11 protein-coding genes are annotated in these 14,154 nt (G+C 61.8%); 1 reads left to right on the top strand and 10 read right to left on the bottom strand.

Translation table 11 applies throughout. The features are described 5' to 3' along the window. Positions 1-130 precede the first annotated feature (130 nt). The gene (locus tag H045_RS22760; protein WP_032871364.1) at positions 131-2,038 is read left to right on the top strand and encodes a methyl-accepting chemotaxis protein; all 1,908 of its coding nucleotides are present in this window, start codon (positions 131-133) and stop codon (positions 2,036-2,038) included. Positions 2,039-2,041: 3 nt separating this feature from the next. Here H045_RS22760 and H045_RS22755 read toward each other — a convergent pair whose 3' ends face one another. The 10 genes from H045_RS22755 to hutI form a co-directional block, all read right to left on the bottom strand. Next, complete coding sequence (locus H045_RS22755; protein ID WP_003237400.1) at positions 2,042-2,776, bottom strand: amino acid ABC transporter ATP-binding protein; 735 nt, start codon at positions 2,774-2,776, stop codon at positions 2,042-2,044. Continuing rightward, positions 2,769-3,728, bottom strand: a complete 960-nt coding sequence (locus tag H045_RS22750; RefSeq protein WP_003237401.1) for an amino acid ABC transporter permease — start codon at positions 3,726-3,728, stop codon at positions 2,769-2,771. The genes H045_RS22755 and H045_RS22750 overlap by 8 nt, the downstream gene beginning before the upstream one ends. 133 nt (positions 3,729-3,861) lie before the next feature. Beyond that, a complete protein-coding gene (locus tag H045_RS22745; protein WP_003237402.1) occupies positions 3,862-4,659 on the bottom strand; it encodes a transporter substrate-binding domain-containing protein in 798 nt (265 codons plus the stop codon). 130 nt (positions 4,660-4,789) lie between these two features. Next, positions 4,790-5,590, bottom strand: a complete 801-nt coding sequence (locus tag H045_RS22740; RefSeq protein WP_015373562.1) for a transporter substrate-binding domain-containing protein — start codon at positions 5,588-5,590, stop codon at positions 4,790-4,792. Positions 5,591-5,776: 186 nt separating this feature from the next. Next, complete coding sequence (gene mdoH, locus H045_RS22735; protein WP_015373561.1) at positions 5,777-8,347, bottom strand: glucans biosynthesis glucosyltransferase MdoH; 2,571 nt, start codon at positions 8,345-8,347, stop codon at positions 5,777-5,779. Continuing rightward, positions 8,340-10,085, bottom strand: a complete 1,746-nt coding sequence (locus tag H045_RS22730; RefSeq protein WP_003237414.1) for a glucan biosynthesis protein G — start codon at positions 10,083-10,085, stop codon at positions 8,340-8,342. Before H045_RS22730 ends, mdoH begins: the two co-directional genes overlap by 8 nt. Before the next feature lie 266 nt (positions 10,086-10,351). Continuing rightward, the gene (gene dtd, locus H045_RS22725) at positions 10,352-10,789 is read right to left on the bottom strand and encodes a D-aminoacyl-tRNA deacylase (protein ID WP_015373560.1); all 438 of its coding nucleotides are present in this window, start codon (positions 10,787-10,789) and stop codon (positions 10,352-10,354) included. Next, positions 10,786-11,757, bottom strand: a complete 972-nt coding sequence (pip, locus tag H045_RS22720) for a prolyl aminopeptidase (RefSeq protein WP_015373559.1) — start codon at positions 11,755-11,757, stop codon at positions 10,786-10,788. The genes dtd and pip overlap by 4 nt, the downstream gene beginning before the upstream one ends. A gap of 374 nt (positions 11,758-12,131) precedes the next feature. Further along, positions 12,132-12,932 (bottom strand): N-formylglutamate deformylase, encoded by an 801-nt coding sequence (hutG, locus tag H045_RS22715; RefSeq protein ID WP_015373558.1) that lies wholly within the window; start codon positions 12,930-12,932, stop codon positions 12,132-12,134. An 11-nt stretch (positions 12,933-12,943) separates the two neighbouring features. Then, on the bottom strand, positions 12,944-14,149 hold the full coding sequence (hutI, locus tag H045_RS22710) for an imidazolonepropionase (RefSeq protein WP_015373557.1): 1,206 nt from the start codon (positions 14,147-14,149) through the stop codon (positions 12,944-12,946). Positions 14,150-14,154 lie beyond the last annotated feature (5 nt).

Here is a 14,154-nt window from a genome sequence, read left to right as displayed (position 1 = left end):
CCTGTGCGGCGACCGGTTCTCGGTCGCCGCCTGCCACCTCTGAAATTTCCTACGCATTTATCAGGCTCGACCGACCATCGATGGGACTAGCGTTTAACCACGCCGGTTACTCTCTCGTTGGAGGTCGATCATGCTTCGTCGAATGACTCATCTGCTGGGTGATATAAGTGTCACCTTCAAACTGATCCTGGGGTTTTCCCTGGTACTTGCCCTGAGCCTTGTGATTGCCACAACGGGCTGGCAAGCCCTGGAGGCTTCCCGCTACCGCTCACAAACGCTCACGCTGCTGTCGCAATTGGCGGTGGCCGGTGAAGAGCTGCGGGCAGACCGCATTGTTTACCGAACCCTGAACAATGCCGACAGCCTCAACAAGCTGGGTACGGGCATGCAAAAAATCGATGACCTGCTGACCGAGCTTCCCGGCCGACTCCAGGCGCCCAAGGCGGCCGAGTACCATCAGGAGATGACCCGTCTTTCCAGCACCTTCAAAGCGCGACTCAAGGAGGTGCCGACGCTGGTTGAGCAGCGCGAGGCCGCCCGCGAAAAACTCAAGGAGACTGCCTCGCAGACCGGTGATGTGTTGACGCAATTGGCCAGCGACCTGCCGGATCAGGACGATCAAAAAGCCCTGGATGCCGTGGAAGACCTGCGCCAGGCCATCGAACAGGCCGACGACCGTGCGCAAAGCCCGGCCTGGGCCGCCAGTTCACTGGAGGCTTATGCACAATCGGTCAGCGATGCCGAGCGCGATCTCGAAACGGCCCAGGCCGCCGTGGCGAAGCTGCCGGTCAACAGCACCCTGTTGAACACCACCGTGCAAGGCATGCGCACCCACCTCACACGGCTCAAGGACACTCAATTGAGCACCGAAGCCGGGCAAACGCAGTTGGAGACATTGCTGGATCAATTGCTCGGGCAAAGCGACCTGTTAAGCCAGGACCAGACCCAGCGCCGCGACCGCGAGGCCGAGCAGGCGCGCACCCATACCTTGCTCATCACCGCTGCCGCCCTGCTGTTCGGCGCGCTGGCGGCGTGGCTGATTGCCAGGCAAATCGTCGAGCCGCTGCGCATGGCACTGTCGATGGCCAACCGCATTGCCCAGGGCGACCTCAGCGACGACCTGCAGACCCGGCGCAAGGACGAGTTGGGCCAGTTGCAACGCAGCATGAACCAGATGACGGCGAACCTGCGCGCGCTGATCGGCAACATCAGCGACAACGCACGACAAGTCGCCAGCGCGGCCGAGGAGCTGTCCACGGTCACCGAGCAAACGCGCGCCGGGGTGAACCATCAGCGCGCGGAAACCGAGCAGGTGGCGACCGCCATGAACCAGATGCTGGCCACCGCTCAGGAAGTCGCTCGGCATGCCGAGCAGGCTTCAATTGCTGCCGGTGCGGCCAATCAACAGACCGAAATCGGCGATCAAGTAGTGACCGGTGCCGTGGCGCAAATCGAACACCTGGCCCATGAAATGGCACGCTCAAGCCAGGCCATGCTGGCGCTGCAACGGGAAAGCCAGAAAATCGGCAGCGTGCTGGACGTGATCAAGTCCGTCTCGCAGCAGACCAACCTGCTGGCGCTCAACGCCGCCATCGAAGCGGCGCGCGCCGGCGAAGCCGGTCAGGGGTTTGCGGTGGTCGCCGACGAAGTACGCACACTGGCCCAGCGTACCCAGCAGTCTGCGGAGGAAATCGAAGGGCTGATCAGCGGCCTGCACAGCGGCACACAGCAAGTGGCCGACATCATGGACCACAGTCGCACGCTCACCGACAGCAGCGTCGGCCTGGCACGCAACGCCGGCGATGCGCTGATGGAGATCGCCCGCACCGTGGCGGTTATCCAGGACATGAATCCGCAGATTGCGGCGGCGGCCGAACAGCAGAGCGCAGTGGCCGAAGAGATCAATCGCAGTGTGTTGAAAGTGCGCGACGCCTCGGAGCAAACCGCCACCGCCAGTGAACAGACGGCAACGGCGAGTATCGAGCTGGCACGGCTGGGGGTGAGCCTGCAGCAGTACGTCGAACGGTTCAAGGTCTGACGGCTACAGGACCTGACGCAAAAACGCTTGGGCGCGCGGGTCCCTGGGCGCGGCAAAAAATTCGGACGGTGCCGCGTCTTCGAGCAACTTGCCGTGGTCGAAGAACAGCACCCGGTCCGCCACTTCGCGGGCAAAGCCCATCTCGTGGGTGACGCAGACCATGGTCATGCCTTCCACGGCCAGGGTTTTCATCACGTCCAGCACTTCGCCGACCATTTCCGGGTCCAGCGCCGAGGTGGGCTCGTCGAACAGCATCACCTTGGGCTCCATGGCCAGGGCGCGGGCAATCGCCACCCGCTGTTGCTGCCCGCCGGATAGGCGTGAGGGGAACTCGTTGGCTTTTTGCGCAATGCCAACCTTTTCCAGCAGCGCCAGGGCCTTGGCTTCGCGCTCCTTTTTACCGCGCTTGCGCACGACTTTTTGCGCCAGGCAGAGGTTTTCCAGTACGGTCATGTGCGGGAACAGGTTGAAGTGCTGGAACACCATGCCGACCTCGCGGCGGTAGGCGTTCACATCGGTCTTCGGGTCGGCCAGTTGCAGGCCGTCGATGCTCACCGAGCCCGAGTCGAAGGCTTCCAGGCCGTTGAGGCAGCGCAGGAAGGTGGACTTGCCGGAACCGGACGGACCGATCACCACCAGCACCTCGCCCCTGGCCACCTGCGTGGTGACGTGGTCGACCGCGCGCACCACTTGCCCACGGGTATCAAAGACTTTTACCAGATCGCGGACTTCAATCACTTTGTGCGAGCCTCCGCTCAAGCCGGCTGGCCATTTTCGACAGCGGCAGGTTGATCAGCAGGTACAGGCCTGCGACGCAGAACAAAATTTCGAATGGCGAGAACGAGGTGGTGATCACCTCGCGACCACTTTTGAGCAGTTCGGTGATGGCGATCACCGAGACCAGCGAGGTGTCCTTCACCAGGCTGATAAATTGCCCGGCCAGGGGCGGCAGCACGCGCTTGAAGGCCTGCGGCAATACCACGTGACGCATCGACTGGCTGGCGCTCAGGCCCAGGGAACGCGCGGCTTCGTCCTGACCACGGGTGATGGACTGCACGCCGGCCCGCACGATTTCCGCCACGTAGGCACCGGTGAACAGCGACAGCGCGGCGATCCCGGCGAACTCCCGGGACAGGTTGAGCACCGTGCCGATGAAGAAATAGAAAATGAAGATCTGCACCAGCAGCGGCGTGCCGCGCACCAGTTCGACGTAGAGCGTCGACAGGTCGCGCAAGGTGGGGTTACTGGACAGTCGGCACAGCCCAGTCGCCAGGCCAATCGCCAACCCGAGGATCCCGGAGACCACCGACAGCCACAACGTGGTCCACAAGCCCCACATCAAAGGGCCGAGCGCCCAATGGCGGTTCACCCCGATCACATCGCCTTCGGCCACATCATCGCCGCGCGCCACTTGCAGGCTGTTGTCGGCCACGCTCACCCGTTGTTCGGCACCGGCGTCGTTGCGCAGGGTCACTTCGGCGACGTCGCCCTTGCGCACCAGGTCGATGACCGTGGAGATGTCGGCGGCGCGCTGCGCTTCTTCGGCCTGATAGGCGAAGTACTGCGGCACGCGGTTCCAGCGCCACTCGTAGGCCATCAGTGAGGTGGCGTAGTACAACGCGCCAGCCAGGCCGACCAGCACGACCACGGTCAGCAGGTGCCAGGGCCATTGGGCTTTTTTCTGTTTCATTTCACTTTCCGCAGGAGGGGTGTCGCCTGGCAGGCCGCCATCGCGGGCAAGCCCGCTCCCACCGTTTGAGGTGTGAACACCGTAAAAAGTGGGAGCTGGCTTGCCTGCGATACAGGCAACCCGGTCTTAAGGCTTATTCCATGTCCTTGAGCCACTCGGAGCTCTTGAACCACTTGTCATGGATGCGATCGTAGGTGCCGTCGTTGCGGATCTGGTGCAGGAAATTGTTGATGTAGTTGAGACTGTCGTAGTCGCCCTTCTTCAGACCGAACGCCAGGGGTTCGAAGGTGAAGGGCTCGTCAAGGAACACCAGCTTGCCGTTGCCGACCTTTTTCTCGGCGACCACGTTGTACGGTGCGTCGTAGACAAACGCATCGGCCTTGCCGTTGACCACGTCCAGCACGCCTTCCTGTTCGTTGTCATAGCCGTGGTACTTGGCTTTGGCGATCAGCTTTTTGGCGACCATCTCTCCGGTGGTGCCGAGCTTGGAGGTCAGGCGGTACTTCTCGTCGTTGAGGTCTTTATAGGACTTGATGGTGCCTTCCAGTTCCTTGCGAATCAGCAGGGTCTGGCCTACCACGATGAAGGGTTCGCTGAAGTTCAGGCGCAGGTTGCGTTCCTGGGTCAGGGTCATGCCGCTGCCGATCATGTCGAACTTGCCGGTGAGGAAAGCCGGGATAATGCCGTCATAGCCGGTGGACACCAGCTCTAGCTTGACGCCCATGGACTTGGCCATGGCCTTGAGGATATCAACCTCGAAACCGATGATTTCACCGCGCTTGTCGGTCATCTCGAACGGCATGTAGGTCGGGTCCATGCCGACCTTGAGCGTGCCGCGCTTGACCGCATCATCGATGGCGCCGGCCTGGACCGCAGTGGCGGCAACCAGCGCGGTGACGCCGAGCATCAGCATCGACAGATACTTTTTCATCATCAAGTCCCCTGAACCATTCTTGTAAGGTCGGCGCGCAAAAGGGCTGCACCATTTCGGGGTGCGATCCTAACTCACTCGCTGCCTGTCACAAAGGTTTCACGGGTAAATCTTGTCGGCGTCGGAACCTTCACTCAACGTCCGCCATCCAGTCAGTGTCCTTGAACCACTTGTCGTGCAGGTCATCGTAGGTGCCGTCCTGGGCCACCTGGTTGAGAAAGTGGTTGATCCAGTTGACGCTGTCGTAGTCGCCCTTTTTGAGGCCGAACGCCAGCGGCTCAAAGGTGAACGGTTGCTCCAGCGCGAGCAGAATGGCATTTTCCGGCCGCGCCATGGCGATCAGGTTGTAGGGGGCGTCGTGAATGAACGCGTCGGCCTTGCCCTCCACGACCTGCCGCACGCCTTCTTCCGGGGTGACGAAACTGCTGAACCGGGCCGTCTTCAGAAAGCGTCGCGCCGCCGCCTCGCCGGTAGTGCCCTGATTGACCGCAATGTGATAGCCCGCCTCGTCGAGGTCTTCGATGCTGGACACCTTGCCAGCCAGACGCGGATGCAGCAGCACGGTCTGGCCCACCACGATAAAGGAGTCACTGAAGTTGAGCGTGAGATTGCGCTCCTGGGTGACGGTCATGCCGCTGCCGATGAGGTCGAATTTCTTCGCCATCAGACCCGGCACCAACTCCGTATACGGCACCACGACCAGCTCAAGCTCGACACCCAGGGCACGGCTCATGGTGCGCAGCAGGTCGATCTCGAAACCGACAATACGCCCTTGCTTGTCCTTCATTTCGAAAGGCGTGTACGTGGGCGTGGTTCCCACTTTCAGCACGCCGCGGCGCACCGCATCCTCCAGCGCACCCGCCGCCGAAACGCCGGCGTGAATCAATGCGACTGCGCCGATCAGCAATGCCGAACAAAACCTTTTGATCATGAGTGCCCCCGTGGCGCATTGAATGTGGGGGGCGATGCTACCCCAGCCACAGGCACGGCAATACGTCTCGAACAAAGGTCTTTTGTTTCGAAATAACAAGGGGTTAGTGCTTAAAGGAAGACGCCGGAAACGCTGTAGGACCGGCGTTGGAAACGCCCCCGGGAAGAACCCTCGGGGGCGTCTGAATCAGGCCGGCTGGGCCCGCGACGCTTGCGGCTGCAGTGGCAGCAACGGCGCATGGGGATCAGCCTTGATCGAAGTACGCCAGGCGCCAAGCCACTCGGCATGCCCTTCGCTCCATACCTGCTCATGCAGGCGAGCCAGGGCGACCGGGTCGCTGAGCAACGCCACACGCTCAGCGTTGGTAAGGCCGGCAGGGCCGACTTTCAACGCATGGCGAACACGTTCGACACGCAGGTACTCGATAGGCTCCGCTTCACGGTGCCGCGAGGTCGCCAGGGCACAGGCCAGGGCGTTCTGCTGCGGGTCGACCACCGAACGCACGAACCCGTCATTGAGGGCGTGCCAGCGGTTTTCGTGGGTGTACTTCTCGGTCGACAGCAGCGCCTGCGGCGGGTTGTATTCCTCAGGGATGAGGAACAGGCTTTCGTCGCGGGACTTGAGCCCCAGGTTGACCCGGCTGGAAATCACCGACACCGGAATCGACAGCATCAGCGAACCGACAATCGGCACCAGCCACCACAGGAAGCTTGGGTTCAACCACACCACCAGCAATGCCCAGAGGAAGCCCAGCACGGTTTGCGGGCCGTGGCGCTTGACCGCTTCGCTCCAGGGCGTGGAGTCGTCGTCACGCTGCGGCGAATTCCAGGTCGCAGCCCAGCCGAGGAACGCGGCGAGCACGAAGCGGGTGTGGAAGATCATCCGTACCGGCGCCAGCAGCATGGAGAACAGCATCTCCAGCAGCATCGACAGGGTCACCTTGAACTTGCCACCGAACTCTTTCGCGCCCTTGGCCCAGATCAGGATGATGCTCAGCAGTTTAGGCAGGAACAGCAGCACGATGGTGGTGGAGAACAGCGCCACTGCCTTGTCCGGATGCCATTGCGGCCACAACGGATATAACTGGCGCGGCGCCATGAAGTATTGCGGTTCCATCAGCGTGTTCACCGCCAGCAACGCCGTGGACAGCACCAGGAACAGGAACCACAACGGCGCCGACAGGTAGGACATCACGCCAGTGAGGAACACCGCGCGGTGCACCGGGTGCATGCCCTTGACCAGGAACAGGCGGAAGTTCATCAGGTTGCCGTGGCACCAGCGACGGTCACGCTTGAGTTCGTCCAGCAGGTTCGGCGGCAGTTCTTCGTAGCTGCCCGGCAGGTCATAGGCAATCCACACGCCCCAGCCGGCACGGCGCATCAGCGCGGCTTCAACGAAGTCGTGGGACAGAATGGAACCGGCGAACGCGCCCTTGCCTGGCAACGGCGCCAGGGCGCAGTGCTCGATGAACGGCTTCATGCGGATGATCGCGTTGTGACCCCAGTAGTGGGATTCACCCAGCTGCCAGAAGTGCAGGCCAGCGGTGAACAACGGGCCGTACACACGGGTGGCGAACTGCTGCATGCGCGCATACAGGGTGTCCATGCCCGACGCCCGAGGCGCGGTCTGGATGATCCCGGCATCCGGCGTGGCTTCCATCAAGCGCACCAGGCTGGTCAGGCATTCGCCGCTCATCACGCTGTCGGCGTCGAGCACCACCATGTACTTGTATTCACCGCCCCAGCGACGGCAGAAGTCGTCGAGGTTGCCGCTCTTGCGCTTGACGCGACGGCGACGACGGCGATAGAAAATTTTGCCGAAACCGCCGGCTTCGCGGCACACGTCGAGCCAGGCTTGCTGTTCGGCGATGCAGATGTCGGCTTCGTTACTGTCGCTGAGCACGAAGAAGTCGAAGCGATCCAGGTCACCGGTGGCGGCCACCGATTCGAACGTGGCGCGCAAACCCGCGAATACACGCGGCACGTCTTCGTTGCAGATCGGCATCACCAGCGCAGTGCGCGCGTCTTTCGGAATGGGCTCGTCGCCAGCGCTTTTACCGGAGATCCGGTATTTGTCGTGGCCGGTCAGCAATTCGAGGAAGCCCATCAACGCGGTCCAGAAACCCGCCGACACCCAGCAGAACAGAATCCCGAACATGATCAGGATGCTCGTTTGCAGGGCGTAAGGCAGGACCTGGGTGGCGGTTTGCAGCAGGGTCTGGTTGCGGATCTCGTCGAAGTCGACCAGCGACCAACCCTGGTACGGCATGATGCCTTTCATGTACCAGCCGGCCACGATGGTCTGGCCGAGCATCAGCACCAGCAGGATATAGCGGCGGATCGAACCCACAGTACGCCAGCGCGCGGCCGGCAATACGCGCTCGTCCTTGGGTGGCGCGGGCGGGTTGGAGCGCCCGGTGATACGGCGCCAGCCGCGCACCAGGATATTGGTGCGCCATGGCTCCGGCACGACCTTGGTGCGTCGGATCGGCGGCGTGGCCTTGAGGCACACGCGACCGCTGGCGTCGAGCGCGAGCATTTCCGCGTCCTGCAGCTCTTCAGCGCTGTTAAGCGTCAGGCGCCGGCCAACCGACGCCTGGGCAGCGTCGACCGGTGCGTCGAAGGTGGCGGACGACAAGCGTTCGTGCAGCTCGCTGAAGGATGAGCAACCGGCCAGTTCGGCACGTTGCTCAGCGGTCATCGGCAGATGCGCCAGGTACTCGGACAACGTCTCTGGCTTGACTTGAGAATTACTCATCGGCTGGCAACTGGTAGCTCCAGGTCTCGGTCAGGACCTGTTCGGTCTTGATCGGCTCTGGTGTGGCTGGGGCGGCGTCCGGTTGCTTGGCTTCCTTGTCTTTCGCTTCCTTGGCGTCTTTTTTGGCCTGTTTCTCGTGTTGCTTGGCCAGAACTTTGTCAGCCTTGAGCACGTGGCTGGTGTCCTGCTCCGGCGCAGGCGGTGCAACATCCTGCACCAGCGCGGCACGCATTTCGGTCGGTTTGCCGGCGTCCTTGATCTTCATGCGCAGGGTCAAACGCCAGCCCTTGGTGTGCTCGTTGTAGCGCACGCTGTTTTCAACCAGTTCGGCGTTGTCGCCAACGCTCACCTGGCTGCGTACCGGGGCATCGGCCGGCAGGTTCTTCAGGGACGGGCCCTCGAAGTCCACCAGGTAAGCCACGGTGCCGTCAGGCTGACGGATCAGGTTGGACTGCTTGACGTCGCCGGTCGAACGCAGGGTCTGCTTGACCCAGGCGCTGTCGGTCGGGTGCAGGGCTTTTTCGTCCATGGTCCAGTGCAGGCGGTAGGAAACGTCCAGCGGCTCGCCGACTTTCGGCAACTCGGCCGGGCTCCAGAACGCAACGATGTTGTCGTTGGTTTCGTCAGCGGTCGGGATCTCTACCAGGTCGACGGTGCCTTTGCCCCAGTCGCCTTCCGGCTCGATCCAGGCGCTTGGGCGCTTGTCGTAGTTGTCGTCGAGGTCTTCATAGTGGCTGAAGTCGCGACCCCGTTGCAGCAGGCCGAAACCACGCGGGTTCTCGACGCCGAAGTTGCTGACCGACAGGTGTTTGGGGTTGTTCAGAGGGCGCCAGATCCACTCGCCGTTGCCGGCATGGATCGACAGGCCGCTGGAATCGTGCAGCTCGCGACGGTAGTTGAGCACTTTGGACGGCTGATTGGCACCGAACAGGAACATGCTGGTCAACGGCGCAACGCCGAGCTTGCTGACTTTGTCACGCAGGAACATTTGCGATTTGACGTCGACGATGGTGTCGCTGCCAGGGCGCAGGGTCAGGCGGTAGGCACCAGTGGCGCGTGGCGAATCCAGCAGGGCAAAGATCACCAGCTGTTTTTCACCCGGCTTCGGGCGCTCGATCCAGAACTCGGTGAAGCGCGGGAATTCTTCGCCGGACGGCAAGGCAGTGTCGATCGCCATGCCGCGCGCGGACAGGCCGTAGGTCTGGCCCTTGCCGACGACGCGGAAGTAGCTCGCGCCGAGCATGGTCATGATTTCGTCTTGCTTGTCGTTCTGGTTGATCGGGTACAGCACACGGAAACCGGCGTAACCCAGTTGTTCGGTGGCTTTTGGATCAAACTTGACGTCGCCGAAATCGAAGCGCGACGGGTCGTATTTGATTTCCTGAACGCTGTCGGCGGTCACTTCGTTGATTTTCACCGGTGTATCGAAGTGCATACCCTGGTGATAGAAGGACAGCTTGAACGGGGTGTTCTGATCGGCCCACTCGGCTTTTTCGTTGCGGAAACGAATTTTCTGGTAGTCCGCAAATTTCATTTCGCGGAATTCGTTCGGCAGATTGCTGCGCGGAGCTTCGTATTTCTGCCCAGCCAGCTCTTTAGCCTTGGCCGACACATCGTCCAGACTGAATGCCCACAGTTGACCCGCGCCGAACAGGCAAAACAGGGCAGAGCCCGTTACCAGTGCGTTTCGTAACCGTTTGGCAGACAATTTTGGTGCATTACAGGGACTAACAATCACGAGCAACCCTCGCCGAAAACAGATCAAAAAACCAACGGCCAGCTATCTAAATGCCAGGTTGGCGAGCATTGTTCCGACTCCCATGGGACAAAATGATTCCCCGCTGGTCGTCAGACAAGTCTCTACATAAGTCAAATTGGACCAAACCACGCTGATCCCCGTAGCGCGCGATTATCTAGCAGCCCGCGAGACAACGCATCAGGGTCAACGAAGTATTTATAGCGAAACCCCACGTTTTTTAGGCATTGAAGTCGTTTTTGATGCATTCACGTCTGTAACAGAAAGGTCACAGGGCCATCATTGACCAGATGCACCTGCATATCGGCGCCGAAACGCCCCGAAGCCACCTTGCCATGCAATTGTTGCGCTTGTAACAACAAGTGATCAAAAAGCGCCGCGCCCAGGGCCGGCGGTGCTGCCGTGCTGAAGCTTGGACGCAGCCCGCTTTTGGTATCCGCCGCCAGAGTGAACTGCGACACCAGCAGCAAGCCGCCGTCAATGTCCTTCAACGACAGGTTCATCTTGCCCTCGTCATCGCTGAACACCCTGTAGTTAAGCAGCTTGTGCAGCAATTTGTCGGCGCTTTGCGGGGTATCTGAAGGCTCGACCGCCACCAGCACCAGCAACCCCTGGTCAATGGCCCCTACCACTTCACCCGCCACTTCGACCCGGGCGCCACGCACCCGTTGCAGCAGGCCCTTCATGCTTCTTCTGGCGGCAGATCAAGCAGGCGCCGTGCCATCTCGCCGGTCGCACGCACCAGAGCATCGGTGATGCCGGGCTCGGACGCCGCATGCCCGGCTTCGCGGATCACTTGCAGCTCGCTGTTGGGCCAGGCCTGATGCAGCTCCCAGGCGTTATCCAGCGGGCAGATCATGTCGTAGCGACCGTGGATGATGACGCCAGGCAGATGGGCGATCTTGTGCATGTCGCGAATCAGCTGGTTGGGTTCAAGGAAGGAGTTGTTGGTGAAGTAGTGGCACTCGATACGCGCGATGGACAGCGCGCGCTGCGGTTCGGAGAAACGCTCCACATGCTGCGGGCTCGGGCACAGGCCGAGCATGCGCCCTTCCCAGCCGGACCAGGCCTTGGCTGCGTGCATCTGGGCAATCTGGTCGTTGCCGGTGAGACGCTTGTGGTAGGCCGCAATCATGTCGTGGCGCTCGTCCGCCGGGATCGGCGCGAGGTAGTCCTGCCAGTAATCGGGGAACAGGCGGCTGGCGCCTTCCTGATAGAACCAGTGAATGTCCTGCCGGCGCGCCAGGAAAATGCCGCGAACGATCAGCCCATGCACGCGCTCGGGGTGGGTTTGGGCGTAGGCCAGGGACAACGTCGAGCCCCATGAGCCGCCGAACAGCACCCATTTGTCGATGCCCAGGTGCTCACGAATGCGCTCAAGGTCGGCGACCAGGTCCCAGGTGGTGTTGTTTTCCAGGCTTGCGCGTGGGGTGGAGCGCCCGCAGCCGCGCTGGTCGAAGGTGACGATGCGGTACAGGTTCGGATCGAAGTAGCAGCGGCTTTGCGCATCGCAACCGGAGCCCGGGCCACCGTGGATGAACACCACGGGCAAGCCTTCGGGTGAGCCACTTTCATCGACATACAGGGTGTGGGTGTCATCGACAGCCAGATCGTGCCGAGCGTAGGGTTTGATCTGCGGGTACCAAGTCTGCATTGCGCGCTCCGTAGGGTGTCGGGTTCATCCCTGAGGGGACTTCTATTATTCTGCCGTCTGGCATCATAAACCCGAATTGTGCAATGAGCATGTCCTTGCGCAGGCAACGCTGTGAATACCCTCCAATGCGGGGCACTTAGCGCTCTCACGTCGCACACTGGAGCCCCTGTGGGAGCGGTGGGTCAGTCAACATCAATGTTTGCTGGGCCGACGCCTTCGCGGGCAAGCCCGCTCCCACATTTGATCGCGTTCACACTCACCCATACCGGTCGGCTCTAACAGGCCGCCGCGCTTTTGCTTATGATCTGAGGCGCCCCGTCGAACACGCTGGCCGAACGCAGGCTCACGCCTTCCACAGGCGTTCTGTGTTGTGTCTATGCATAGCGCGCCCGGCCCCAGGCCAGCATCTGTTCAAGCAATTGTCTGAGCACCACACGCGTCGGTTCGGCCAGATCAGGGCGATAGCGGAATGGTTCGACCTCTTCCATATAGGTGCTCTGGCACAGCTCCAGTTGCACCGCGTGGATATTCTGCGCCGGATCGCCATAGTGGCGAGTGATATGGCCGCCCTTGAAGCGTCCGTTGAGCACATGGGTGTACTGCGGATGCCGAGCGCAAATGGCTTCCAATTGGCCGGCCAGCTGCGGGTCGCAGGCCGCCCCGTTGAAGGTGCCCAGATTGAAGTCGGGCAACTTGCCGTCGAACAGATGCGCGATTACCGAACGGATCGAGTGCGCGTCGAACAGCAGCGCATAGCCGAACTCGGCCTTGAGCCGCGCGAGCTCTTCCTGCAGTTGACGGTGGTACGGCCCCCAGATCTTTTGCAGGTAGCTCACCCGTTCCTCCTCAGAGGGCGCCAGCCCTTCGCGAAACAACGGCGCACCGTCGAACAGCGTCGCCGGGTACAGCCCCGTTGTTGCCCCCGCGTACAGCGGCTTGTCGTCCGACGGCCGGTTAAGGTCGATGACAAACCGTGAATATTCTGCCGACAACGTGCTGGCGCCCAGTTCCTCGGCAAAGTCATACAGCGTCGGGATGTGCCAGTCGGTGTCCGGCAGGCTTTGCGCCTCGGCGACCAATCCGGCCTCGACCGCAGGCGTGAGGCGCAGGCCAGCGTGGGGCATGCTGATCAGCAGCGGGGTGCGGCCTTGTTTGAAGTTCAGAACCTTATCCACAACCATGCTCCTTACACAGTAACGTCGACGCCGTGGCGCACCACGCGGTTGTCCAGTTCGCCGCCCAGCCAGTAGGCCAGGTCGGCGGGGCGATCAATCTGCCAGGCGACAAAATCAGCGACCTTGCCCACCTCCAGCGAACCATGGCTGTCGCCCATGCCCAGCGCGGTGGCCGCATGCAGGGTGGCGCCGGCCAGCGCTTCTTCCGGGGTCATGCGCAACAGGGTGCATGCCATATTGAGCATCAGCCGCAGCGACAGTGCTGGCGAGGTGCCGGGGTTAAGGTCGCTGGCGATAGCGATCTTCACCCCATGTTTGCGCAGGGCATCCATCGGCGGCAACTGGGTTTCGCGCAGAAAATAGAACGCCCCTGGCAGCAGCACGGCGACGGTACCGGCGGCGGCCATGGCGATGGCGTCTTCTTCGGTCATGAATTCCAGGTGATCGGCCGACAACGCGTGATAGCGCGCAGCCAGACTGGAACCGTGCAACGACGAGAGCTGCTCGGCATGCAGCTTGACCGGCAGGCCCAGTTGCCGGGCGACCTTGAACACGCGCTCCACTTGCTCCGTGGAAAATGCCAGGTATTCGCAGAACGCATCCACGGCGTCTACCAGGCCTTCTGCTGCCAGGGCCGGCAGCATTTCGTTGCAGATGTGGTCGATGTAGTCGTCGGCACGGTCCTTGTACTCCGGTGGCAACGCATGGGCGGCCAGGCAGGTGGCGCGCACGCTCACCGGCAGCGCGTCACCGAGGCGCCGGGCCACGCGCAGCATCTTGCGTTCGTTGGCCAAGTCCAGGCCGTAGCCGGACTTGATCTCCACTGTGGTCACGCCGTCTTTCAACAGGCTGCGCAGGCGCTTGTGGGCGCTGGCGAACAGCTCGTCTTCGCTGGCAGCACGCGTGGCGCGCACAGTGCTGGCAATGCCCCCGCCCTGAGCGGCGATCTCGGCATAGCTCACACCCTGAAGGCGCTGCTCGAATTCGCCGCTGCGGTTGCCGCCGAACACCGTGTGGGTATGGCAGTCGATCAGCCCGGGGGTGACCCAGGCGCCCTGCAGGTCATGCACCTGAGCGTAGTCAGCCACCGGCAACTGGCTGCGCGGGCCGATCCATTCGATCAGCGAGTGGGCGGTGACCAGGGCGGCATCCTCGATGATCGAGTACTTGCCGTCAGCCATGGTTGCAACATGACAGTGTTGCCAAAGGGTTTTCATCCAAC

The sequence above is a fragment of the Pseudomonas poae RE*1-1-14 genome, from assembly GCF_000336465.1.
In the GTDB taxonomy this organism is placed as follows: Bacteria; Pseudomonadota; Gammaproteobacteria; order Pseudomonadales; family Pseudomonadaceae; genus Aquipseudomonas; species Aquipseudomonas poae.
The sequence above is the reverse complement of the archived record's forward strand: the minus strand, read 5'-3'. Positions and strand labels throughout refer to the sequence as shown.

Excerpts from the sequence above, each read along its gene's own strand:
- H045_RS22760 (WP_032871364.1), top strand. The coding sequence starts at position 131 with ATGCTTCGTCGAATGACTCATCTGCTGGGTGATATAAGTGTCACCTTC.
- H045_RS22750 (WP_003237401.1), bottom strand. The coding sequence starts at position 3,728 with ATGAAACAGAAAAAAGCCCAATGGCCCTGGCACCTGCTGACCGTGGTC.
- H045_RS22745 (WP_003237402.1), bottom strand. The coding sequence starts at position 4,659 with ATGAAAAAGTATCTGTCGATGCTGATGCTCGGCGTCACCGCGCTGGTT.
- H045_RS22740 (WP_015373562.1), bottom strand. The coding sequence starts at position 5,590 with ATGATCAAAAGGTTTTGTTCGGCATTGCTGATCGGCGCAGTCGCATTG.
- mdoH (WP_015373561.1), bottom strand. The coding sequence starts at position 8,347 with ATGAGTAATTCTCAAGTCAAGCCAGAGACGTTGTCCGAGTACCTGGCG.
- dtd (WP_015373560.1), bottom strand. The coding sequence starts at position 10,789 with ATGAAGGGCCTGCTGCAACGGGTGCGTGGCGCCCGGGTCGAAGTGGCG.
- pip (WP_015373559.1), bottom strand. The coding sequence starts at position 11,757 with ATGCAGACTTGGTACCCGCAGATCAAACCCTACGCTCGGCACGATCTG.
- hutI (WP_015373557.1), bottom strand. The coding sequence starts at position 14,149 with ATGAAAACCCTTTGGCAACACTGTCATGTTGCAACCATGGCTGACGGC.